The 23,314-nt window shown below is 70.4% G+C and carries 14 protein-coding genes and 4 pseudogenes; 8 read left to right on the top strand and 10 right to left on the bottom strand.

Annotated elements, in window-relative coordinates:
- Positions 1-15 precede the first annotated feature (15 nt).
- Positions 16-1,341, bottom strand: a complete 1,326-nt coding sequence (locus tag CDO52_RS02345) for an MFS transporter (RefSeq protein ID WP_017621705.1) — start codon at positions 1,339-1,341, stop codon at positions 16-18.
- 185 nt (positions 1,342-1,526) lie between these two features.
- On the opposite strand from CDO52_RS02345, the gene CDO52_RS02340 reads away from it, so the two are divergent.
- Both CDO52_RS02340 and CDO52_RS02335 read left to right on the top strand, forming a co-directional pair.
- Positions 1,527-2,126 carry a TetR/AcrR family transcriptional regulator gene (locus tag CDO52_RS02340; RefSeq protein WP_017621704.1) on the top strand — a complete coding sequence of 200 codons (600 nt, stop codon included), beginning with the start codon at positions 1,527-1,529 and terminating at the stop codon, positions 2,124-2,126.
- 314 nt (positions 2,127-2,440) lie between these two features.
- Entirely contained in the window at positions 2,441-3,898 is a 1,458-nt protein-coding gene (locus CDO52_RS02335) for an SDR family oxidoreductase (protein ID WP_017621703.1), read from the top strand.
- 84 nt (positions 3,899-3,982) lie between these two features.
- Here CDO52_RS02335 and CDO52_RS02330 read toward each other — a convergent pair whose 3' ends face one another.
- Together CDO52_RS02330 and CDO52_RS27130 are read right to left on the bottom strand one after the other, a co-directional pair.
- On the bottom strand, positions 3,983-5,299 hold the full coding sequence (locus CDO52_RS02330; RefSeq protein ID WP_017621702.1) for a cryptochrome/photolyase family protein: 1,317 nt from the start codon (positions 5,297-5,299) through the stop codon (positions 3,983-3,985).
- A gap of 388 nt (positions 5,300-5,687) precedes the next feature.
- On the bottom strand, positions 5,688-5,852 hold the full coding sequence (locus CDO52_RS27130; protein WP_017621701.1) for a hypothetical protein: 165 nt from the start codon (positions 5,850-5,852) through the stop codon (positions 5,688-5,690).
- A gap of 325 nt (positions 5,853-6,177) precedes the next feature.
- Here CDO52_RS27130 and CDO52_RS29365 point away from each other — a divergent pair, with 325 nt between their 5' ends.
- The 3 genes from CDO52_RS29365 to CDO52_RS02320 are packed head-to-tail and all read left to right on the top strand — an operon-like array spanning position 6,178 to position 8,245.
- On the top strand, positions 6,178-6,846 hold the full coding sequence (locus tag CDO52_RS29365; protein ID WP_394296743.1) for an acyl-CoA thioesterase domain-containing protein: 669 nt from the start codon (positions 6,178-6,180) through the stop codon (positions 6,844-6,846).
- Positions 6,759-6,956 (top strand): helix-turn-helix domain-containing protein, encoded by a 198-nt coding sequence (locus tag CDO52_RS27990; RefSeq protein WP_017621700.1) that lies wholly within the window; start codon positions 6,759-6,761, stop codon positions 6,954-6,956. The genes CDO52_RS29365 and CDO52_RS27990 overlap by 88 nt, the downstream gene beginning before the upstream one ends.
- Positions 6,953-8,245, top strand: a complete 1,293-nt coding sequence (locus CDO52_RS02320; protein WP_157745384.1) for a thioester reductase domain-containing protein — start codon at positions 6,953-6,955, stop codon at positions 8,243-8,245. Before CDO52_RS27990 ends, CDO52_RS02320 begins: the two co-directional genes overlap by 4 nt.
- On the opposite strand, the gene CDO52_RS02315 is transcribed toward CDO52_RS02320, so the two are convergent.
- The 4 genes from CDO52_RS02315 to CDO52_RS02300 form a co-directional block, all read right to left on the bottom strand.
- The gene (locus CDO52_RS02315; RefSeq protein WP_094932182.1) at positions 8,196-9,662 is read right to left on the bottom strand and encodes an SDR family NAD(P)-dependent oxidoreductase; all 1,467 of its coding nucleotides are present in this window, start codon (positions 9,660-9,662) and stop codon (positions 8,196-8,198) included. The two genes, CDO52_RS02320 and CDO52_RS02315, sit on opposite strands and share 50 nt — an antisense overlap.
- Entirely contained in the window at positions 9,659-13,786 is a 4,128-nt protein-coding gene (locus tag CDO52_RS02310; protein WP_020380416.1) for an SDR family oxidoreductase, read from the bottom strand. Before CDO52_RS02310 ends, CDO52_RS02315 begins: the two co-directional genes overlap by 4 nt.
- A 4-nt stretch (positions 13,787-13,790) precedes the next feature.
- A complete protein-coding gene (locus tag CDO52_RS02305) occupies positions 13,791-15,155 on the bottom strand; it encodes an acyltransferase domain-containing protein (RefSeq protein WP_094932181.1) in 1,365 nt (454 codons plus the stop codon).
- Between the two features lie 189 nt (positions 15,156-15,344).
- A complete protein-coding gene (locus CDO52_RS02300) occupies positions 15,345-15,902 on the bottom strand; it encodes an EF-hand domain-containing protein (RefSeq protein WP_017621697.1) in 558 nt (185 codons plus the stop codon).
- Between the two features lie 391 nt (positions 15,903-16,293).
- Here CDO52_RS02300 and CDO52_RS02295 point away from each other — a divergent pair.
- Positions 16,294-17,449 (top strand): annotated as a pseudogene (locus tag CDO52_RS02295) (IS30 family transposase).
- Positions 17,450-17,778: 329 nt separating this feature from the next.
- Here the strand turns inward: CDO52_RS02295 and CDO52_RS02290 are convergent.
- A complete protein-coding gene (locus CDO52_RS02290) occupies positions 17,779-19,245 on the bottom strand; it encodes an MFS transporter (RefSeq protein ID WP_017621696.1) in 1,467 nt (488 codons plus the stop codon).
- A gap of 353 nt (positions 19,246-19,598) precedes the next feature.
- Here CDO52_RS02290 and CDO52_RS02285 point away from each other — a divergent pair, with 353 nt between their 5' ends.
- Positions 19,599-20,399, top strand: coding sequence for a helix-turn-helix transcriptional regulator (locus tag CDO52_RS02285; protein ID WP_017621695.1), 801 nt, complete (start codon positions 19,599-19,601; stop codon positions 20,397-20,399).
- A 123-nt stretch (positions 20,400-20,522) separates the two neighbouring features.
- Positions 20,523-20,938, top strand: a pseudogene (locus CDO52_RS29360) (transposase).
- Positions 20,939-20,974: 36 nt separating this feature from the next.
- On the opposite strand, the pseudogene CDO52_RS02275 reads toward CDO52_RS29360, so the two are convergent.
- Both CDO52_RS02275 and CDO52_RS27115 read right to left on the bottom strand, forming a co-directional pair.
- Positions 20,975-22,951, bottom strand: a pseudogene (locus CDO52_RS02275) (DNA gyrase/topoisomerase IV subunit B).
- A gap of 152 nt (positions 22,952-23,103) precedes the next feature.
- Positions 23,104-23,292: pseudogene (locus CDO52_RS27115) on the bottom strand (DNA gyrase subunit B); the annotation flags it as partial.
- Positions 23,293-23,314: the final 22 nt, after the last annotated feature.

Genomic DNA, 23,314 nt, shown 5'->3' with positions numbered 1-23,314 from the left:
TCCGGCGGATCCCGCTCACCGCGTCAACCCGGCGGATTCCGCTTCCGGATCCGCTGGTCGGCGCAGCGCCGCCGCGTCTCGGTCCGGCCGGATGAGGAGGAAGGCGGCCAGGCCGCCCGCGAGCAGCAGCAGCGCCGCGAGGTCGAAGGACAGGGAGAAGCCGACAGCCTGGGACGGCGCCGCGTCGATGATCCGGCCGGTGACATATGGGGCGAGCACGCTGGACATCGTGGCCGCCGCGTAGGACGCGCCGAGCACGGCGCTTCGCTGGCGCTCCGGGCACACATGGGAGATCGCGGCGTTGGAGAGCGGGGTCTGCGTATTGCCGATGGCGAAGCCGACGCCGAAGCACAGCAGGACGAGCGGGACCGCCTCGACCCGGGTCATCCCGAGCATGAACAGGCCGCCCACCGTGACGGCTGTCCCTCCCACCACGCCCTGCGCGACCCGGTAGGAGACGCCCCGGCTGATCAGCCGCTGCGCCAGACCGCCGCCAACGAGCACGAGGACGATCGCGCACAGGCTGGGGAGGCCGATGGCCAGGCTCAGCCCGGCCTTGTTGAGGCCGATCTCGTCTTCCAAGTAGACAGGAATCCACGCCAGCGCGAGCGCCAGGGCCCACAGGACGGTCGCCGTCGCGAAGGTCGCGCCGATCCACGTTCCCGTGGTGAGAATGCGCAGGTAGGGCACGCGGTCAGGCATCGATGCCTGCGACGGCCCCCCGGTCACCGCCGGTGTCCCGGCGGCCGCCGGCGTCTCTCCCGAGGCGCCATAGGGGCCGCTGCCGCCGTACCGGAGCCAGGCCACCAGCCATAGCAGTCCGGCCACACCGAGCGCACCGAACGCGGCGCGCCAGCCGAGCACTTCGGAGATCAGGATCGTCAGGGGACCGCCGACGATCGCGCCGAAGGCGCCGCCCATGGTGACCATCGCGGCGGGGAGCGACCTCCGATCCGGGGGGAAATGGGTGAACGCGGTGTGGTTGGCCAGCGGGAAGCCCGGGCCTTCTCCGGCGCCCAGAAGCACACGCGTCGCCAGCAGGAAGCCGAAACCGGCCGTGGGGATCAGGATCGGCAGCTGGGCCACCGACCAGACGAGCACCAGCCCGGCGAGCAGCGGTCGGGCCCCTATCCGGTCGCCCATGAATCCCACCAGCAGCGCCGAGACGCTGAACAGCAGATAGAAGGAGCCCGCCACTGTTCCGAACTGGGTGGCGGAGAGGTGCAGCTCCTCCATGATCGAGTCCGCGGTCAGTCCGAGGACCGCCTTGTCCGCGAAGTTGATGACCATGAAGACGACGAGAAGGGTGAGGACGCCGCGGGGACCTGCGCGTGCGCTCATCACATCCGCCTCCCGGGGATGTGCTCGGGGAGGTCGGGGGGAGGGAACGGTCGGTGTGGGGGCGGGGGTCTCATCCGGTTCCCTTCCGTGTGCTCACGGAACGGATCGGTTCCGTTCTTAACTACCGGACAGTAACCGCGAAACCTTCGGAACGCAACGGTTCCGTTCTGGAATATCCTGCGCCTATGCCGAGAGCCAACCAGCCGCGGGGAAGCGCCCTGCTGCGGGAAAGCGTGACCGCGACGATCCGGTGCGCGGTCTTCGAGGAGTTGGCCGAGACCGGCTGCGCACGCATGTCCATGGACGCCGTCGCACGGCGAGCGGGAGTCGGCAAGGCCGCCCTGTATCGGCGATGGTCGTCCAAGGACCAGATGCTGATCGACCTGGTGTCCACCGCCGCCCGCGACGAACTTCCAGCACCGGCGGACACCGGGTCCCTCCGGGGCGACGTCGCCTCCCTGGTCGCGGAATCCGTCGGCATCCTCGACCGCCCCCAGATCCGCCGCATCCTGCTCGACCTCCTCGCCGAGGCCGGTCACAACCCGGCGCTGTCGGAGGCCATGCGCACGGCCATCGACGTTCCCCTCCACGCCACCGTCGACGCCATCCTCGACCGAGCCGTCACCCGCGGCGAACTCTCACCCGACCTCGACCGCACCCTCGCAGCCGACCTCCTCGGCGCCCCGCTCTTCTTCCGCCTCCTGACCGCCAATGGCCCCGTCGACGAGGGATACCGGGCCCGCCTCACCCAATCCCTGCTCGCCGCCCTCGTGGTCGCGCACTGACCACTCGCCGACGCGTCACATCGACCGCCCCCATCAGGTAGAGGCGCCGCGTCGCGCTCACGACAGGTGTCCGAAACGGCCACCCGTAGTGCTTGAAGAACCACGGACGACCGTTAGTCCGCGTGAGATTCACACGGCGCCATGGCTTCCGCGCGCAGCTGCCCTCGGGGCGGGAGGAGACTGTGGTGCCTGGGTAGTTCCGCGCGGCCAATGGGTATATCCGCGGCCAGGGAGCAGGAAGTGCGGCGGGCGGCGCCGCTGGCGGCGCATCCTCCGGGCCGCAAGCATCCGGGGAAGCCGGGACGGGGGACGGCATGCGCGTACTCGTCACAGGGGCGACCGGCTATATCGGCGGGCGCCTGGTCCCAGAGCTGCTCGACGCCGGGCACGACGTGCGATGCATGGCCCGCTCTCCCGGCAAGCTGCGGGACCTGCCATGGCGGAGCAGGGTCGAGGCGGTCCCCGGCGACGTGCTCGATCCCGCAAGCCTCGACCCCGTGCTGAGTGGTATCGACACCGCCTACTACCTCATACATTCGATGGGCGGTGGGGACTTCCGCGAACGTGACGAGCAGGGGGCGCGCAACTTCGCCGACGCCGCCGCCCGCGCCGGAGTGTGCCGCAACGTCTATTTGGGCGGGCTCACGCCACGAGGCGAGCGGTTGTCGGCCCACCTGGCCTCGCGGGACAAGGTCGGACAGATCCTGCTCGAGTCGCCGGTTCCTACGGCCGTGCTGCGCGCTGCCGTCATCATCGGGTCAGGCTCGGCATCGTTCGAAATGCTCCGCTACCTCACCGAGCGGCTGCCGATCATGACGACTCCCCGCTGGGTGAGAACCCGCGTTCAACCGATCGCCGTGCGCGATGTGCTGCGCCTGCTGGTGGAGTCGGCTCAGCTGCCTCCCGACGTCAACCGCGCCTTCGACATCGGAGGCCCCGATGTCCTCACCTATGCGGAGATGATCCAGCGCTTTGCGCGCGCCGCCGGCGTCCGCAGGCGGGTCATCCTCCCGCTGCCGGTCCTCACGCCCCGCCTCTCGAGCCTGTGGGTCGGACTCGTCACCCCGGTTCCCGGCTCCATCGCCCGGCCGTTGGTGGACTCGCTGCGGAACGAGGTCGTATGCGCAGAGGACGAACTGGCGGACATGGTCGACGATCACGAGCGCCTGGGGTTTGACGAGGCGGTGCGGCTCGCCCTGTGCCGCGTCCGCGAGGCCAGGGTCGACACGCGGTGGTCGTCTGCGGGCTGGCCGAACGCGCCGTCCGAACCGCTGCCCACCGATCCGGGCTGGACGGGCGGCTCCCTCTACGTGGACGAGCGGCGACGCGAGGTCAACGCCCCTCCCGAGGCATTGTGGCGCGTCATCGAGGGGATCGGAGGGGAACGGGGGTGGTACTCGTGGCCGATGGCATGGGCGGCGCGCGGTTGGTTCGACCGTCTGGTCGGGGGCGTGGGGCTGCGCCGGGGACGGCGGGACCCGGAGCGGCTGCGGGTGGGCGACTCCGTGGACTTCTGGCGGGTCGAGGAGATCGATCCCGGTCGGCTGCTGCGGCTGCGCGCCGAGATGCGGTTGCCTGGTCTTGCCTGGCTGGAGCTGCGGGTGGAGCCGGGCGACCGGTCCGCCGTTCTGCGGCAGCGGGCGGTGTTCCACCCCCGCGGGCTGGCGGGCCAGGCCTACTGGTGGGGCATTGCGCCGTTCCATGGCGTGGTCTTCGGGGCGATGGCGGACAACATGGCCGCCGCGGCGGAGGCGGACGAGTCGGCGGACTGAAGCCCGGTTGGCGGTGGCGGCTCGCCGTCCCCCACGCGAACCTCGCTCCTCGGGCCGCGTGTGGGGTGCTGCCTGGTCCCCGGCTCACTCCCCGAGGTCCGTCAGCGGTATCGGATAGTCGACCGGTGGGGTCCGCGCCCGCCAAGGTGCGTGGATGTCGGGACCGGAGAGACCGGCGAGCTCGGCGACGTGGCGCCGGATGTAGTCGCCGTCCCGGTCGAATCTCCTGGACTGCCGCAGCAGGTTGAATCTCCGGTTGGGCCGGGTGTCGTTTCCGGTGCCGGCCACCCACTGCCAGTTGCCGCAGTTGTCGGCGACGTCCCCGTCGGTGAGCAACGCGTGGAAGTGGGCAGCGCCGTGCCGCCAGTGCAGGCGCAAGTGCCGCGTGAGGAACGCCGCCGCGATCATGCGGGCGCGATTGTGCATGAACCCCTCCGCCACGAGCTGGCGCATGCCCGCGTCCACGATCGGGACGCCTGTTCGGCCACCGCGCCACGCCTCGAGGGCGTCTTCGTCGTCGCGCCACCGCACGTCGCGCGGCCGGTAATCGCGCACGGCGATGCCGGGGAAGGCCGCGGTGACCTGGTGGTGGAAATCCCGCCAGGCGAGTTGGCGGACCCAGGACCGGCCGCCGGGGTGCTCAAGGGCGGCTCGCGCGGTTTCCACAGGGGACAGGCAACCGAACCGCAGGTCGGCGCTGAGCCGGGAGGTGGCGGCCGCAGCGAGGTCGTCGTGGAGTCGCTCATAGGAGGAGCACCCGTTGGAGAGCCACGCACTCAGTCGGCGCCGTGCCTCCTGCTCGCCGCCGGGCTGCCGGGATGGGGACAGTTCGCCGACGCCCGCGCCCTTAAGCGCGTCCTCGGGAGTGCCGCCTTCGGAGACTCCCGTGGGCAAGCTGAGGAGCCTCGGCGCTGCCACCACGTCGCGCCACCGGTGCGCCTCCCATGCGCGCCAGAAGGGGGTGAAGACCTTGTAGTGGTCACCACCCGCCGGGACCAGCTCGCCCGGGGCAACGACCGTCACCCCGGGAAACTCCGCGACCTCGACGCCAACAGCGGCCGCCTCGCGGCGCAATCGCGCCGAACGCGCGGCGGCGAGCGCGCTCACATCGGCACTCAGATGGATGCGTCCGGCACCTGTCTCGTGGGCGAGGCATAGCGCCTCGCGGACCGTATCGCCGCAGCGCAGGACCAGCCCCCCGCCCACCGCACGGAGCGCGCCCCGAAGACCGGCGAGAGCCTCGCACAGATACGCGATCCGGTTGCGCGCGGCGCGGGAAGTGATCGCGGGATCGACGACGAACAGCGGCACCACAGGGGCACCCCGGTCAGCCGCCGCGGCCAGCGCCGGATGGTCGCGAACCCGCAGGTCCCGAGTGAACAAGACAATGATCGGACGCATACGTACTCCTGCTCCGCAGCCCGAATGGTACCCAGTACAGCCGCAGGAAGCTCGGATGTCGAGCGCCGCCGGGCACACCTGCGAGGACGGGTGAGCGGCGGACGCGCCCCGCCACCCATGGACGCGTTGAAGAGGCGCGGAAACGGTGTCCACAGCGATGTCGATAGCGCCGGAGGAGATCCGGTTGTCATAGGCGGCCGGGGTACGGCACCAAGAAAGCCCCGTACGTCACCGCGTGGGGCCTCTGAGCTGTGTGGGCGTACCAGGACTTGAACCTGGGGCTCACCCTTGCAGACTTTCAGAGCATTCAGACCTGACGCTCTCGCCAGATGAGAGTGTCCGGTAATTCCGTCAGCTCCGGCGCATGCGACGCTGGGATATCGCGGTGTCAGAACCGGAAGTCACCGCAGAGCGGAGCAAACCCGTTGACCCTCGCCCCGAGGGGGTCAAGCAAAACCGCGATTTCCCGCAGAGAGCGCAGGGCCGGTTCCCGCAGTTCCCGATCGCTCTTGAAGAGCACCGTCGCGGCCTCCAGCCGGTCGGTCTCGGACACCCTCGGATCATGGCTGATGTCGCGTAGCAGACCCAGCGCCCGCGTCCTGCTCCGCTCCCGCTGGGTGAGATCGGACAGCGCACCTCCACGTTCATCACACGGGATCACCTCAGTGAATTAACAGAAATCCCGCACACGGAACTACTCGTTCGAGTAGCTCCCACTCAGCCCTACTCAAACGAGTAGTTCCGCAGCCAAGAAAGCGGAACTAGCCTCACAGCAAGGTTCGTTGAAAAAGGGGAGCGCGGTGAAGCAACCGGGGGGACGCGCCATTGGTCGCCGACTCGTTCTATGAACGAATCGACGACACGACGTATGCCAGCACGTGGTCGGCAGCCGGGCTCTGGAGGCGAAAGCACAGCATGCCGGGCCTCCCTCCGCGCTGCTGCCGACGCAAATGCTGAACGACCACCACCGTCCGGATTTCCGTCCGGCTCGTGTGGCATTCGAACTGCTCGGGCAGATTCCGGTGGATGACCTTACGGTCCGGACCTCGGTGGAGCACTCAACGCATCGGACGGATCTTCTGTCCGGGACACTCCTGCACCACGACAGAGCCGTGGAGCTCGCCCGCATGTGGAGATACAAGGCCGTGGCCGGCGCTCTCGACCGTCTCCGCGAGCCCTTCGGTCCACCAGGAATGGGGCGACTTCCGGGTGGCGTTGGCGCGGCTGCACCCTTACGCCGCCATCGACCTGCTCGCGGCGCGCCACGGGGACCTGTCCACCTCACCCCTCCTCTTCGTGGGGGACCACAGCGCCGCCGCGAGCCTGGTCCACCTCGCGCGCGCCGCCGGGGAGTTCTCGCTCGCCTCAACGGTCGTACGGGCGGCCGAGCGCCTCGCAGCGCGAAACCCGGCACATCCGATCCTCGCGACCGTGGCCGCGCGCGCCGCACACACGCGAGGTGGAGGCGGACCGGCTCACCGAGGCGGAACTCCGGGTCGCGCTCCTGGTGGCGGAGGGCAAGACCAACCCGCAGGTGGCCAGGTTGATCTCCCGCTCGCCGCACACGGTCAACTACCACCTGCGGCACATCTTCCGGAAGCTCGACCTGACCTCGCGGGTCGAACTGGCTCGCCACTTCCGCGGACGATGTGCGTGACCGGGATTCGCCGACGGTCGACGTCATCACGCACAGGCGCGCGCCTCCGCCACAGCACGCGCGAGACCCGTGATGGGGGGCACCGGCATTGGGCGCGGCGGACATCCGCTACCAGAATTCGTGCTGCTTTCGCAATTTCTCCAATACCCGGACAGCGCGGCGCGCTCCGACCTACACTGCGGGACATGCCCGATGAGGTATTGCTGACCGGTGCGACCGGTTTTCTGGGCGGCTATCTCGCCGGCGAGCTACTCCGCCAGACATCCTCGACCGTGCTCTGCCTCGTTCGAGGACGTAGCAGAAGCGGCGCCGAGCAGCGATTTCGCGCCGGTTCGGATCGGATCGGCCTACCGCGCTCCGACCGGTTGAAAGTGGTCCACGGAAATCTGCTCGATCCTCATTTCGGACTTTCACCGGACGAATATACGCGGCTCTGCCATCGAATCACGGCGATCTACCACTGCGCGGCTTCGGTGAATCTCGCCGCGGACTTCACGGAACTCGCGCCCACGAATATCGACGGGACACGCGCCGTCCTCGCCCTGGCCACACATGACGGCCGTCGCATCCCGGTGCATCTGGTGTCGACGCAGGGCGTGTTCATCAACGCGCGTGCCGAAGGCCTGGACGCCATCGACGAGGCCACCGCCGTCCGGCCGGACTACGCGGGCGGTATCGGCTACACGCGCACCAAATCGGAGGCCGAAGCGCTCGCGCGTGCCTGGAACACCCCCGTGACGTTCTACCGACCCGGCATCATCCTGGGGCACAGCGCCACCGGCCGCTGCGCCGACAACGACTTCGTCGCCCGCCTGCTGCGGGCGGTGATCCGGTTGGGCGCGGCTCCCGAATGCGACGGGGACACGACGGTGAGCACCGTCGACGACACGGCCCGCATGGTCGTGGCGCTCTCACGGCAGCCGGACACGGCGAACCGGGCGTTCCACCTGACGCAGGCCGACCATCTGGCGTTCGGGGAGGTCTTCGAGCACGTCCGTGCGCTCGGCTATCCGCTGCGCAGCTGCGGCCTGGCCGAATGGCGCCGACTGCTGTTCGACGAGATGCACTCGCCCGACGCGTTCGTGATGCTGGCGGTCTGGAAGGTGGCCGAGCACCTCCTGGCCACCAAGCCGCACCACCGGATCCCCCGGGTCGATTCGTCCGCCACCCGGGGCCGCGTGGCACTCGAACTCCGAACGCTGGATCGCGGCTTCTTCGCCCGCATGATCGACCACCTGGTCACCAGGGGCGTGCTCCCACCGGTTCCCGCTCCTGCGTCTCCGCGCTGACCAGTGCCGTCGCCGGATGTGTGCCCGCCTCCAGCAGTCGGCGGAAGACGGCGGCGCCGTCGTCGGGGTGGAGCCCGACCTCGACCCCCTGGCGGCGCAGGGCGGCCGTGACCGCCGGGTCGGCGGCCATGCCGACCTCGGCCCACGCCGGCCAGGCGATGCTGTACTCGTCGCGCCCCTCACGCTGGTTGGCCCACCACGCCGCGGTGAGCAGGAAGTCACTGCCAGACGCGTAGTCGGTGTCGCCCGCGACTCCCACGAGCGCCGACATCGAGCTGAAGTTGCACCAGATACGCGGCGGGCAGGCCGCGAGCGCCCGCTTCAGGTTGGCGTAGCCGATCAGCTTGGTGTCGCGGACGCGCCTGAAGTCGGCCGGAGCCTTGCCGGGCAGCGCCGCCGAGGCCACCTCCCCGGCGCTGAACAGGAGCAGGTCCACGCCGCCGTGGCGGGCGAGGACGGATTCCACCGCGGCGGCGACCGCCGCGGGATCGACCACGTCGCAGGCGATGTAGCGGGCCCGGTCGCCGAGCCGGTCGAGCGTGGCGCGCAGTTCGGCCGCGCGGACCAGGGCGCGGTGCTCGGCGACCAGGTCGGCGGTGCGCGCTTGGCCACGCGTCACCCGTCGTTCCCGCAGGAAGTCGGCCAGTGGCGGCGGTGGCGCGGTCGGCCCGGCGGGCGGGGCGGTTCGGCCGAGGAGGTAGACGTGCGGGCCGCGGCCCGGTCGGATCAAGGCGCGCAGGCAGTGCGTGGTGATACCGCGCCCACCGCCGACGGCCACCACGACCGCGTCGTCGCCCAGGGCGGGGAGGGCGGGTGGCCGGCTCGGCTCCTGCGCACGCATGGCCAGCTCCCACCTGCGCCCACCAGAGTAAGCGACCGTCCACCACCCCTGCCGCCGTGTCGATTCCGCCGCCATCAGCGACAGCGCGTCCCCGGCCGGGAGGTCTCCGGCCAGGACGGTCGCACACCAGGCATCGGGCAGTTCCCGCGCCGCCGACCGGAGCAGGCCCGCGAACAGGCCCGTTTCCGGTCGGGGGACGACACCGTCCGGGCCATCGACGACACCGCCGACGACCAGCACCACCACCGACTCCAGCCGCGCGTGCAGTCCCTGGAGCGCGGCGAACGTCAGATCGTGCAAGGCGCGGGCGGCGGTCGGCTCGGCTCCGCGGTCAAGGCGGAGCAGGGCCCGCAGGTGCGCGGGCCGGAACCCGAGATCCGCCACAGTGTCGGGGACGTTCGCCGGTGCGAGGTCCGTGCCCCACACCGCGACCTCGGTGTCCCCGCCCGGCACCAGTCCGGCGAGTTCGGGATCGTCGGTCAGCACCACACTCCGGTGCGGGACCGCCGCCAGCGGACGACGGTCGCCGGGGCTCTGGGGCGTGTCGACGAAGGCGAGGTTGTGGACCTCGGTCACGCCGACATCTCCCGCATCTGCGCGGACGAGGGCGCGACCTGCCCGACCTCGCTCAGCCGCGCCCCGCTGATCTCGGCCAGCGCCCGGCCGTCCGGGCCGACCGCCGTGCAGGACGTGGCCGTGGGCCCGTCCTCTGTCCGCTCCTCGGCGCCCGTGGCGCTGGCGCCCGGCCCGTCACAGAACACCCGGATGTCTCCGGGCAGATCGAAGTCGTTGCCGGGATGGTAGAGGGCGACCCGCCCGATGCCCAGCGGTGCCTGGAGCGGCGCCGTCGGGTCGGTGTCCGGGCGGACCATGGTCGCCTGGAGCATGCCGTCCAGCAACATCGCCGGGATGGTGAATGTGCGCAGCCGCTCGCACCCGGGTTCCGGTGTGAACCGGAAACGCGCCGACACGCCGTTCGGACGGACGCGCGGGTCCGCCAGCGTCTCGAAGAGGCCGCGGATCCAGGTCCCGGGGTTCTCCACGTAGGGCGGCACCAGGCCGGGAACGCCGACCTCCTCGGGCGCCTCCGGCCGGACCGGCGCCGTCGGCCGCTCGGTGGCCATGAGCACGTCCATCTCGGCGTGGGTCCGATCGCCCTGCAGCAGGGTTCCGTTGGGCGCCGTGACGTCCGCGCTGACGCGGACCCGCACACGGGTGCAGGCGGCGGTTCCGCCGGCCACCCGCGCGGTCACCCGAAAAGCGCCGGAGAGGCCGCCGCGGTCCGGGCGGACGAACCGGATGAACCGCACCGATTCGATGGCCGTCGGTACTCGCCCAGGCACGAGCTCCTCCGCCGCCAGCACGGCGTGCGCCACCAGGAACGTTCCGGGAACAGCGGGGCGGCCGGCGAACGTGTGGACGCGGAGATGGTCGTCGAGCTCCGGGGAGAAGGCGACCTCGCGCACCACCGGCGACCGCGGCGCCTCGATCGCGGATCGCACCGTCAGCCCGGACACGCGCCCGGTCCAGGGGTCGCGCCGACTGATCAGGCCGGACCGTCCCGACAGCGCGGCGGACAGCACCGCGATCGCCGAATCCGCCGCGAGGTACGTGCGGTCGTCGGAACGCAGGGGACTGACCAGCTCCGCCATGTCCACGTTGTTCGGCGCGGGTTCGCCGCCGAGGACCGCCAGGACGGGCAGGCCCTCACGTTCGGCCACGCCCCTCCGCGTCACCGCGAGGCAGAACGCGCCCTCGGCCAGGTCCCGGCCGACGATCGAGCGCATCTCGGGCGTGGCGTTGCCGTTGACCCCGATCACCACGGCCAGATCCACATCGCCGTCGCGGAGATGGCCCGCTGCGGTCCGGACGGCCGCGAACGTGCCGGAGTCGCCGGTGTCGACGGTCAGGTTGGGACCGTGCAGGTCGTAGTAGTTGGCCACGCGGCCGGAGATGATGTTGGCCAGCAGTCCGGGTTCGGAGTCCTCGCTGGCGGTCGGGGTCAGGTCGCGCACCTGGGCGGCGAGCCGAGCGAACGGCTGGGCGAGTTCCGGCCGCCCCGCGACGACGTTGCGTTCCAGGTCGGTCAGGCGGATCCGCAGGCCGTACATCACCGCGGCCCGCGTCGGTCCGGCGTTCGCGGCGAACACGCCCATGCGCTCACGCAACCGGTCCCACGCCGGGCCGAGGGTGTCGCGCAGCGCGCCCACGCCGCGTACCGCGAGCACCTGGCTGCGGTCGATCGCGCGCAGCGTCGGCGGTGGCAGCCGCACCCGACTGGGCGGCGGTACGAGGGGACGGTCCCCGAAGTCGGCCGCCGGGGCCGGGCCGCTCCCCATGAGCCAGTCGGTCACGTCGTCCCGCGACGGGTCGCCCGGCAGGTCGGCGCTCCAGCCGACCAGGACGGTGTCAGCGTGAGCGGCAGCGGCAGTGTCGGCGTGGGCGTCGGTCTCGGCGTCGTCGGTCCGTCGACCGTGGTTCGGCGCCGCCACCGGGGCGTCGGCTACGTGCAGATGGGCGTTGGCGCCGCCGAAGCCGAACGCCGAGACCGCGGCGATGCGCGGCCGGTCGGCCCGCCGCGGCCAGGGCGTGTCGGTGGTCGGTACGGTGAGCGGCCCGTCCGCCAGGGGGCTGTCCTTGGGCTGCTCGGTGAACCGGTGCTGCGCGGGGATCCGCTCGTGCTTCATCGCGAGCAGGGCGTGCACGAGCGAGACGATTCCCGCGCCATAGGCGAGGTGCCCGACCACGGACTTGTTCGACACCACGGGGCATCCGGGGCTGTCGGCGTAGAGGTCGGCGAGGGTGGCGAGCTCGGTGGCGTCGCCTACCGGCGTACCGGTGGCGTGCGCCACGATCATGCCGACGTCACGCGGGTCGACGCCGCTGGAGGCGAAGGCGCCGCGGAGCGCCCGCGCCTGGCCTCCGGGGTTGGGCGCGTAGATCGCGCGCCCCTTCCCGTCACTGGAGGAGCCCACGCCCAGCAGGACGCCCCGGATGTCGTCGCCGTCGGCCCGTGCCCGCGCCAGGTTCTTGAGGACGACGACCCCGGCACCGTCCGAGAACAGCGTCCCGTCGGCGGCGACGTCGAAGGCCCGCACATCGCCGGTGCGCGACATCGTCCGGGCCGTGTCGAACAGCACCATCTCCCGAGCCGAGAAGACGTGGGCGCCCGCGCAGACCGCGACGTCGTAGCGGCCCTCGCGCAGACCGCGCATGCCGAGGTCCACCGCGTACAGCGCCGACGCGCAGGCGGTGTCGACCGTGAGGAGGTCGGTGTCGTCCGGCAGCAGCCCGGCGCAGGCCTCCGCGGCGATGACGTGCGTCAGGTAGCGCTCGGGCTGGTCTCCGGCCAGACGCAGGTGCGACCGCACCAGCGCCGCCAGCTCGTCCGCGGACAGCGGCGCGCCATGCTCGGCCATCCGGTGCGCGAACCCGCGGGCCACCACCGCCTCTTCCAGGTGCGCGCTGGCGGTGGAGCTGTGGCCGAGGAGGAAGGCGGTCCGGTCGCCCGCGCGGGGCGCCCAGCCGTTCATGGCTTCGCGCAGCACCTGGCGCAGCCAGCGGGTCCCGTAGTCGGCCTCGGCATCGGGGTCGGGCTCCGTCCCGTGGACGAACCCGGTGACCTTCGCGTGGGTGCGGTCTTCGGCGGTGGGATCGGCGTCGTAGAAGCATGCGGCGTCCCACCGGTCCCCGGGCTCGCTGAAGGCCGGCCGCCCGTCGACGAGCCTGCGCCACAGCGCACCGGTGTCGGAGGCACCGGGAGTCAGCACCCCCATGCCGACGATGGCGACGGCGTCCTCGTCCTCCTGCGGCCGCGGCGTCAGAGCCACGGCGGGCGGGGCGACCTGCGTCGACTCGGGGTTGCTGGCGGGGAGGTGGTCCCGCCCAGCACCGTCCGCCGGTCCGCCGGAGCCCGCGCCGAGCATCCCGCTCCCCAGGCCGATACCGCCGTCAGCGGTCACCACCTGCCCGGTGATCCAGGAGGCGGCGTCGGAGGCGAGGAAAGCGACCAGGGCCGCGTACTCCCGCTCCGAGGGCAGGCGCCGCAGCGGGGCGCCCTCGGTGATCTGCCGCTGGAACTCGGTGTGGTCGGGGAACTGGGTCATCGCCCGCCCCTCCAGCAGCGAGGCGGACGCGGTGTTGACCCGGATGCCGTCGGAGGCGTACTCGGCGGCGAGGTAGCGGGTGAGCGACTCGACCGCGGCCTTGGTGATCCCCACGGTGAGGTAGCTGGGGCGCAGGACCAGGTTCACCCCGATCGAGGAGCAGTTCACGATCGCTCCCGTGCCGCGGGCCGCCATCAGGGGAGCGGCGTGCCGGGAGCACCACAGACTTCCCTTGACGCTGGTAGCCCAGGCGCGGTCCAGGTCGCGCTCGGTGATCTCCTCCGGCTCCGCGAACCCTCCGGCCGCAGCGTTGTTGACCAGGACGTCGAGGTGCCCGTACTCGGTGCGGACCGTCTCGAACATGGCCTCCACCTGCTCGGGGCGGGCCACCGACGCCCGGATCAGCCGGACCCGGGCACCGAGCGCGGTCAGCTCCTCCCTGGTCTGCTCCGCCTCGTCCACGGCGTGGAAGTAGTTGAGGACCAGATCGGCTCCGCGGCGGGCGAACTCCTCAGCCATCGCTTTTCCGGCCCCGCGCACGCCGCCGGTGACCAGAACGAGCCGTCCGGCGAAGTCGTTCTTGCGGTCGGTCATGGTCTCAGCCCCGTCCCGTCTCAGCGACGAGGTCGGCGATGCGGCCGAGGGTCGGATAGTCGGACATCCGCAGCCCCGTGGACCGGTGCGCGAACCCGTATTTCTTGGCCACCCGAGCCAGGAGGTCGGTCTGCTTCAGCGAGTCCACCCCCAGGTCGGCATCGAGGTCGGCGTCTTCTTCCAGGACCTCTTCGGGATACTCCAGGACCGTGGCGTACATCGCGCGGACGTCCGCGAGCACCGACGCGCGGTCGGTCGGGGGCGGCTCCGACGCCGCGTCCGCCGCAGGCGCGGCGGCCGTGGCAGACGTCGGTTGGGCGTCCTGCCGTTCCGGCGCATCGGCGGCGGGCTCCGGACGGTCGTTCCTCTCGATGGGAGTCGTGCCGGAGGCGGCCGTCCCGGGCCCGGAGTGCCGGACCGTCCGTGCGGCCGCGGTCAGGGAGGTCTCCGCGTCGGCGTTCTCAACCAGGCACGCGGCGGTGGCCACATCGGGCACGATCTCGCGCACGGTGCGCGCCAGGATGTCCCGTGCGCCGCATTCGACGAACACGCCCGCCCCGCGCGCGTGCGCCTCGCGGACGACGCCCAGCAGATCGCACCGCCGGACCAGCCCCGAGGCCAGCACATCGGCGAACCGATCGTCGTCGGTCAGCCGACGCCCGAGCGTGGTGGAGTAGACCTCCGTCCGCAGCGGCTTCTGCCGGATGTGCTCGATGTCGGACCGGAACGGTTCCACGGCCGCCGCCATCAGCGGGCTGTGGAACGCGAAGGGGGAGGCGACCGGGCGGTTCCACCGGCCGAGCCAGTCGGCCAGCTCCCCGATCGTCGTCACGGTGGCGTGCGGACCGCTGACGACGCTCTGCCGGGGAGCGCTGCGCACCGCCAGGGCCGCCAGGGGATCGTCGACGGCGCGCACCAGCGCCGCGGCCACCTCGGCGTCGGCACCGATGGCCAGCATGGTGCCCGCACCGGCGTGGCGCCGCACCGCGCGGACACGGCGCCAGGAGATCTCGGCCCCCTCGGCGACCGTATAGGCGCCCGCGCAGACCAGCGCCGGAATCTCGCCGATGCTGTGCCCGATCACCGCCCACGGGACCGCACCGCGCTCGCGCAGCCCGTGGAAGGCTGCGACGGCGAGACCGTACAGGGCGAGCTGCAGGGACTCCGGAGACTGTTCGGCGAGCTCGTCGATCGAGGAGGCGGCCGTACCGAACAGGACCGGCCGCACGGGTGCCTCCCCGAGCTCGGCGGCGACGCGGTCGATCTCCGCGAACACCTCGATGGTGGCCGGAACGGCGTCCCACAGCACTTCGGCCGCTCGGCGGAAATAGGCCCCCTGTCCAGGACATACGAACGCGACACGATCCATGTATCAGCTTCCTCAGATCCAGCTCGGTGGGTGGTTCGTGCGAAGGAACTGGCGGCATCACGAGAGCACCCGCCCGCAGCACCTCGGACGGGTGCGGATCCGGCACCGGGAGCCGACCTCATTCCTCGTCGGCGAGTCCGCGGAGCACCCCGCGGAGTGCTCCGCCTCGGCCGCACCGGTGAGCAGTCGCTACGCGACGCGCCCGAACAGCCAGTTGCCGACGGCCTCCTCGTCAACGCCGGTGTAGAACTGCCGCGCGGACTGGACGAGTTCATCGACGCTGAGCGTTCCGTTGCCGTCGCTGTCCAGGCACTCGAACGACAGCACGGCGTTCTCCTCGGAGGTGCCGAACGCACGCTGGAAAACCTGCCACTCGTCAGGGTCGATGACACCGTCCCCATCGGTGTCGGCCAAAGCCAGGGCACCCACCACGGCAGGCCGGAAGCAGCGGTCGAAGTCGCCCGGTTGGTCGGCGAACGCGCGCACCATCCCGAGGCGCCACTCCTCCGGGCTGATCCGCCGGTCTCCATCAAGGTCGATCGCGGCGAGGAGCGCCTGCCAGAACGTCTCGAACCCGTCGAGCAGCGACCGCCCCTTGACGCTCTCCGGTGTCTCCTGGAACCCCGCCATCAGACGGGCGGCCAACGCGATCAGGTCGTCATGCTCGGCGTAACCGTTGCCGTCGACGTCGAGGTGGCCAAATGCTCGGTCCAACCGCTGCTCACGCGATGCACAGTGTGTGTCCATGCGGCCACGCTAGGGGATCATTGCGGGCGGTGTCCGACGATCTCCGAAGAATGTATCGCCAACGCACCCAACCGCCACGGAGAACACCCGGACCGCGTTCACGACGCCCCCGACACCGAGGTGCACACCCCGGCGACCATCCGTGCGCTGCAGAATCTCGGGCGGCTCCATCCACGGGGATGTGAACACCACCGAAAGCCAGGCCGATCGCAGTATTTCGCCGCTGTACGGACACCAAGAAAGGCCCCGCGCGCCAACTTGAGTTCTAGTGGTCGTCGCAACACACCATCTCTGAAGGGATGCGATGGACGGCTTCGAGATCCGCAAGGAGCGCCAGCTACCGCAGGGCCGCAAGAAGCTGGTCCGTGAGCGGCAGGAATACTTCCGGCTCATGGAGCAGGGTTACAGCAACGCCGAGGCGTGCCGGAACGTCGGCATCAACCGGCGCACCGGCAAGGTCTGGCGCAACGGACGCCGAGCGCACAAGGGCCTGAAGAAGGGCGCACCCCCATCCGCAACGGGGGGCGGCCCTCTTCAGGCCCTCCGCCTATCTCGGCCCCGAGGAGCGCGTCCGCATCGCCGACATGCTCCGTGAGAAGGTGTCGCTGCGGGCCATCGCCGCCGAGCTGGGCAGGAGTCCGTCCACCATCAGCCGCGAGGTCCGCCGCAACCGCTCCTACTACACCGCCTCCAAGACCTACCGGTACGGGCCGCATGCCGCCCAGGTCCGCGCCGATGAGCGCAAGCGGCGCCCCCAACCCCGCAAGATCGAGAACAACCCCGCGCTGCGCGACTACATCCAGCAGCGCCTTCACCGCCGCTGGAGCCCCGAGCAGATCTCCCGCCTGCTGCGACGCGACTTCCCCGACTCCCCGGAGATGCACGTGTGCCACGAGACCATCGACCAGGCCCTCTCCTTCCAGGGCCGCGGGGAGCTGCGCCGCGAGATCGAACGCACCCTGCGCTCGGGCCGGGCCTACCGCAGGCCGCGCCGCCAGGCCTACAAACGCCAGCCGCGCATGGCCAAGGACATGGTGATGATCAGCGAACGCCCGCCCGAGGCAGCCGACCGGGCCGTGCCCGGCCACTGGGAGGGCGACCTGGTCCTGGGCAAGGCGAACAAGTCGGCCATCGCCACCCTGGTCGAGCGCTCCACGCGCTTCGTGGCCCTGGTCCACCTGCCCCACGGCCGCCGGCCGCCCCAGGTCCGCAACGCGCTGATCGAGGCGGCCTCCACCCTGCCCAAGCAGCTCCGTAGGTCGCTGACCTGGGATCAGGGCTCGGAGATGCACCTGCACACCGAGTTCACCACGGCCACCGACATACCCGTGTTCTTCTGCGACCCGGCCAGCCCCTGGCAGCGCGGCTCGAACGAGAACACCAACGGTCTGCTCAGGCAGTACTTCCCGAAGGGCACCGACCTATCCGGGCACACGCGCGGGGACCTGGAGGCCGTCGCCGCCGAACTCAACTCCCAACAGCGAAAGACGCTCGACTGGGACACCCCAGCCGAGCGTCTGGCTAAGCTGCTCGCGGCGAGCAACTGACCTCACGTGTTGCGACGACCCCTCGAATTCGCCCAACCGCGTGGGGCCTCTGAGCTGGGAGCGGAGTTCGCTGGCGTTATTGTTCGCGCCAGATTCCACGCGGGCCCGGGGGTCCATGGGGGCGCGAGCCCCCTGGTTCCACCAGTCCGCAACCGATGGCCCGCGCCTTGCTCGTACCGTTGCGCCTCCGAATCCACCAGAGACGGCGCGATCCCCAAAGGGCGGATGAGGGACAGGCGACAGGCGCCACCAACAACCCCGGCCACGCCGCTTCATCGTGCCCGCCCCGGGACGGCCCGTCGGCGGGCCATCTCGGTGCGGACGCCGGGTCACGCCGTGTCGGCCGCGGCCGCCGCCTTCTGCGGGCTGCTCAGCAGCTTCAACATCGCGGCCGTCAGCAGCGACAGCACGGTCAGCACCACGGAGGCAACCGCGAAGCCGTACACCTGGCCGCCACCGACAGCCACGCCGGCGAACAGCGCACCGATACCAGCCACGCCGGCGGCCTCGGAGACCTGGATCGCAGTGAGGATGCCGCCGGACGCCGCACCCGCATCCGCCGGCTCCACCCCGGACAAGGCGGTGCTCATCAGCGAGACCGCCACGATTCCGCCGCCAGCGCCGTAGAGCACGAGGCCGGGCATCAGGGCCACAGCGGGGTAAAGGTCGTCGAACATGACCGCCCCGCCCCACACGAGAAGCAGACCGACCGCCATGACCACCGCGCCTCCAGGAACGACCCACTGGCCGTAGCGCGCCACGAGATTCCCGCACAGGACCGAGAAGACGGACGTCAGGATCGCCATGGGCGTGAACGTCAACGCGGATTCCAGGGGGGACAGGCCCTTCGCCTGCTGCAGGTAGAAGGCCAGCAGGAAGATGAACGCGCCGTTGGTCCCGTAGAAGAACAGCGCCGTGGGCAACCCCACCGAGAAACCGCGCTGCTTGAACAGGCGAGGCGGCAGCAGCGGCGTCGCATCCGTCGCGGCCACGCGGCGCTCCCACAGTACGAAGAGGACCAGCAGGACCGCCCCTCCGACGACCTCGCCGACCAGAAGGGTGGACCAGCCCTGCTCGGCACCGATGACCAGCCCGTGCACCAAGCCCAGCAGCCCCAGGCCGAGCAGGACGACTCCCAGGACGTCCAGCTTCATCCGCTCGCGGTCGCCGCCGTCCCGCACCAGGGCGAGCGCACCGACGAACGTGACGAGGCACAGCGGAACGTTGACCAGGAAGATCGACCGCCAGCCGAGCCCAGCGACGTCCCAGGCGATGAGTAGCCCGCCGACGATCTGGCCCGCGACAACGCCGACACCGATGACGGCCCCGTACAGGCCGATGGCGCGGGTGCGCTCCTCGTCGCGCTGGAAGGTGACCTGGATGAGGGCGAGGACCTGTGGCAACACGACCGCCGCCGCCAGCCCCTGCGTAATCCGCGCCCCGATGAGGAACCCGGGACTCACGGCCACGGCACAGGCCACCGAGGTCACGGCGAAGGCCACGATACCGATGAGGAAGACGCGGCGGCGGCCAAAGATGTCACCCAGCCTGCCGCCGGTGACCAGCCCCGCGCCGTAGGCGAGTGTGTAGCCAGCCGGCACCATCTGGATATCGGCGAAGTTGGCGTTCAGTTCCACTTGGATCGAGGGGTTGGCGACATTGACGATGAAGATGTCCAGAAACCCCATGAAGGCACCGAGCAGCAGGATCCAGACCGCGCCCCACTGCGCGGCGGTCGCGGTCGGCGGCGCGGGAGCGCTCTTCTCACTCTGAGCCTCCCCTACACTCCGCTCCAATGCTTTTCCTTTCCCGGACAAACGATTTCGCCTTTCTTCCTTCAGACTCGGCGCGTCGTCCATATCGAAAGATGCGAGGAATTCAGACGGCGCCCCGCAGGAGAACGGATCCCGAGTGCTGCATGCGCTCCGCCCTGCGGACTCGATCCCGGAATACGACGCGGCCGCCAGAACGTGAGTCGTAATTGTTCGCACCGCTGTCCGCAGTCGCTTCATCTCCCCGGGCAGGCCGACTGACACCTCGCAATTCTCCCGGCACCAGTTGCGCAGGCCAAGACGGAATTTATGCTATTGCTGTGACCACCACGCCAAGAGCAAATACAAGACACCGCCGGGACGCTCTCCGGGACTTCTTGAGAAGCCGCAGGGCCCGGCTGTCGCCGCAGGATGTCGGACTGCCCGCCACCAGGCGCCGACGGACGCCGGGCCTGAGGCGCGAGGAGGTCGCCTCGCTCGCCGGCATCGGCCTCACCTGGTACACGTGGCTGGAGCAGGGGCGCCACATCTCCGTCACGACGAGCATCCTCGACGCGGTCGGCGACGTCCTCCGCCTCGACAAGGCCGAGCGAGCGCACCTCTACCGCCTGGCCGGACACACTCCGGCGGCCCCCGCCATCCAGGCGGAGGCCCCCGCCGCGTCCTGCGCCCCGGACCACGTTGTCTCGCTCGTCGAGGAATGGTCCCCGAGTCCCGCCTACGTCCTGGACCGCTACTGGCGCTACCTCTACGGCAACGCCACGGTCGAGTCGATCTTCGGAAATGTGGGGCGGCTCCAGAGCTGCATGGACGGCTTCGTCGACGAGTACGGCCCGCACAGGTCGCTCCCCGAATGGGAGGAGATGGCCCCCTCCCTCGTCGCGGAGTTCCGCTCGGACGCCGCACGCTACCCGAACGACCCGGTGTTCGAGGAGATCGTCAGCCGCTTGTCGGAACGCAGCCAGGAGTTCGCCCGCTTGTGGGGGCGGCAGGAGGTCAGTGAAACGTCCATCGGCGAGAAGGTCGTCCAGCATCCGACGGCCGGGCGGCTCGCCTTCCAGCGCACGACGGTACAGATCGCCGACCACCCCGACCTGCGCGTGGTGGTCCTGCTTCCGAAGCCGGGCACGGGCACCCGCGAACGCGTGAACGCTCTCGTCGCCGGGGACGGCGGCTGAGCCCCGCGGCGCGCACCCGGTGAACGCACTAGGACGGGCACCACGCCACCAGCGTGGTGCCCGTCCTGCGCTCTCGGCCTCGGCCCGTATCCGACGTCCTCGCCCCAAGCGGCGCCGCTCATCGTGGTCAAGTTCGCCAAGAGCCAGTGCGGACCTTGCCCCGCCCGCACGCGATGCACCAGCTCCCGCGCGGCGTCCCGCAGCGTGGGTTTCCCCAAGGACCTGCTCGACCTGCAGAGGTGCAAGCGCGCCGAGCAGGACAACCCCTCCCGCCGCCGGATCTACGCGGTCAGGTCCGGCATCGAGAGCACGTCAACGAGTTCGCGCACGGCCATGAGATGCGGCGATGCCGCTACCGCGGCCTGGAAAAGACCCACGTCCAGCACGTGCTCACCGCCATCGCGGTCAACGTCGAACGACTCTGCGACCAGCTCCCACCGGAAGCACCATGTCCTCCCCGACCGCCGACCGCGTTCCAAACGTATCTGGACCAGCAGGGCACCCCCCGGCCGCGGTCTTGGCGGTTCGTCGGCGGATGAACCCCGAGCTTCTCAAGATCCCCGACAGAGTCAAGATCAGGTGTCGATCCTGGACCGGTACAGCGTGGCAGCGGAGCTGGTGATGAACTCCCTGCGGGGAGCCACGTCGTTGCCCATCAGCAGGCCGAACACGCCTTCCGCGGCCTCCAGGCCGGAGAGGTTGATGCGGCGCAGGGTGCGGTGGCGCGGGTCCATCGTGGTCTCGGCCAGCTGGTCGGCGTCCATCTCACCCAGACCCTTGTAGCGCTGGATCGAGTCCTTGTACCGGATACCCTTGCTCTGGAACTCCATGAGTTTGTCGCGCAACTCGCGGTCGGAGTACGTGTAGACGTTCTTCTCCTGGCCCTTCTTCGGCTGGACCAGTTCGATGCGGTGCAGCGGCGGCACCGCGGCGAAGATCCGGCCGACCTCGACCATGGGCCGCATGTAGCGCTGGAACAGCGTGAGCAGCAGGCACCGGATGTGGGAGCCGTCCACATCGGCGTCAGTCATCATGATGATCTTGCCGTACCGGGCCTGATCGATGTCGAAGGTGCGGCCCGCCGAACCCGCTCCTACGACCTGGATGATCGCACCGCACTCGGCATTCTTCAGCGTGTCGGTCACGGACGACCGCTGCACGTTGAGGATCTTGCCGCGGATCGGCAGCAGCGCCTGGAACTCGGAGTTCCGTGCCAGCTTGGCCGTACCGAGCGCGGAGTCACCCTCGACGATGAACAGCTCGCTGCGGTCGACGTCGTCACTGCGGCAGTCGGCGAGCTTCGCCGGCAGGGACTAGGACTCCAGTGCCGTCTTCCGGCGCTGCGCGTCCTTGTGCTGGCGGGCGGCGATGCGGGTGCGGGCCGCGGCGACGGCCTTCTCCATGACGACACGGGCCTGCTCCACGTCGCGCTTGGTGGAGGTCAGGAACGCCTTGAGTTCCTTGCTGACCACGTTGTTCACGATGCGGCGGGCCGCCGAGGTGCCGAGGACCTCCTTGGTCTGGCCCTCGAACTGCGGTTCCGCGAGGCGGACCGTGACGACCGCCGTGAGCCCCTCCAAGGCGTCGTCCTTGGCGATGTCGTTCTCGGCAACGCGCAGCAGCTTCTTGGCGCGCAGGACCTCGTTGAACGTCTTGATGACGGCCTGCTCGAAGCCGGCGACGTGGGTGCCGCCCTTGGGGGTGGCGATGATGTTGACGAAGGACCGCACCGTGGTGTCGTATCCGGTGCCCCAGCGCAGCGCGAGGTCCACGCCGAGCTCGCGGGTGACCTCCGTGGGCGTCATTTGGCCGTGCTCGTCCAGGACCGGGACCGTCTCCTTGATGGTGCCCTGTCCGCTGAAACGGAGGATGTCGCAGACCGGCCTGTCGTCCGCCAGGTACTCGCAGAACTCGCTGATGCCGCCCTCAAAGCGGAAGGACTCCTCACCCTTGCTGCCGCCCTCGCCGAGGCCGTACTCGTCGCGGACGACGATGGTCAGGCCGGGCACCAGGAACGCGGTCTGGCGGGCACGCTGGTGCAGGTCCTCCAGGGAGATCTTGGCGTCTTTGAGGAAAATCTGGCGGTCGGCCCAGTAACGCACGCGCGCGCCGGTCCGCGACTTGGGGATCTTGGTGGTCCGGTGCAGTCCCTGGGCGGGGGTGAAGGGGGCGTCGGGTCCGGGGCCGGTGTAGATGCCGGGTGTGCCGCGGCGGAAGCTGATAGCGTGAGTGCGGCCATGGCGGTCGACCTCGATGTCCAGCCGGGCGGACAGCGCGTTGACCACGGCGGCGCCGACGCCGTGCAGGCCACCGGAGGCGGCGTAGGAGCCGCCGCCGAATTTTCCGTCGGCGTGGAGTTTGGTGTAGGCGATCTCGACTCCGGACAGGCCGGTGCGAGGTTCGGTGTCCACCGGGATGCCGCGGCCGTTGTCGGTGACTTCGACGGAGTTGTCGATGATCTCCCATAGGCAGTGCATCAGACCGCGGCTGTCGCTGGATCCGATGTACATGCCCGGGCGCTTGCGTACGGCTTCGAGCCCTTCGAGCACCATCAGGTGCTGTGCGGTGTAGTCGGAGCCGTCCTGGGGCCGGCTGTCGGCGGCCGGGGCGGGGATTGTACTCACGCAGTGCTCTCCTGTGCAACAGAGGATAGTGGTGGGGCTTCGGGTCGCGCGTCCGAGAGTGGCTGGAGCAGTGCCCAGGGTCAGATGTCGAGGAAGCGGACGTCCTTGGCGTTGCGCTGGATGAAGTGGCGGCGGGCTTCGACGTCCTCGCACATCAGGACGGAGAAGAGGTCGTCGTCGAGGGTGACCTGGCTCAGGACCCGGTGGTCGGGGTCCATGGTGGTGACGCGCAGTTCCTCGGCGTCCATCTCGCCCAGGCCCTTGCGGCGGATCAGGTCGCGCGCCTTGCGG

It is taken from the genome of Nocardiopsis gilva YIM 90087, assembly GCF_002263495.1.
Classification (GTDB): domain Bacteria; phylum Actinomycetota; class Actinomycetes; order Streptosporangiales; family Streptosporangiaceae; genus Nocardiopsis_C; species Nocardiopsis_C gilva.
The sequence above is the reverse complement of the archived record's forward strand: the minus strand, read 5'-3'. Positions and strand labels throughout refer to the sequence as shown.

Bases quoted from the DNA above. Each gene is read 5' to 3' on its own strand.
- CDO52_RS02300 (WP_017621697.1), bottom strand. From the start codon at position 15,902: ATGGACACACACTGTGCATCGCGTGAGCAGCGGTTGGACCGAGCATTT.
- CDO52_RS02335 (WP_017621703.1), top strand. From the start codon at position 2,441: ATGCGCGTACTCGTCACAGGGGCGACCGGCTATATCGGCGGGCGCCTG.
- CDO52_RS02340 (WP_017621704.1), top strand. From the start codon at position 1,527: ATGCCGAGAGCCAACCAGCCGCGGGGAAGCGCCCTGCTGCGGGAAAGC.
- CDO52_RS02310 (WP_020380416.1), bottom strand. From the start codon at position 13,786: ATGACCGACCGCAAGAACGACTTCGCCGGACGGCTCGTTCTGGTCACC.
- CDO52_RS02330 (WP_017621702.1), bottom strand. From the start codon at position 5,299: ATGCGTCCGATCATTGTCTTGTTCACTCGGGACCTGCGGGTTCGCGAC.
- CDO52_RS02305 (WP_094932181.1), bottom strand. From the start codon at position 15,155: ATGGATCGTGTCGCGTTCGTATGTCCTGGACAGGGGGCCTATTTCCGC.
- CDO52_RS02345 (WP_017621705.1), bottom strand. From the start codon at position 1,341: ATGAGCGCACGCGCAGGTCCCCGCGGCGTCCTCACCCTTCTCGTCGTC.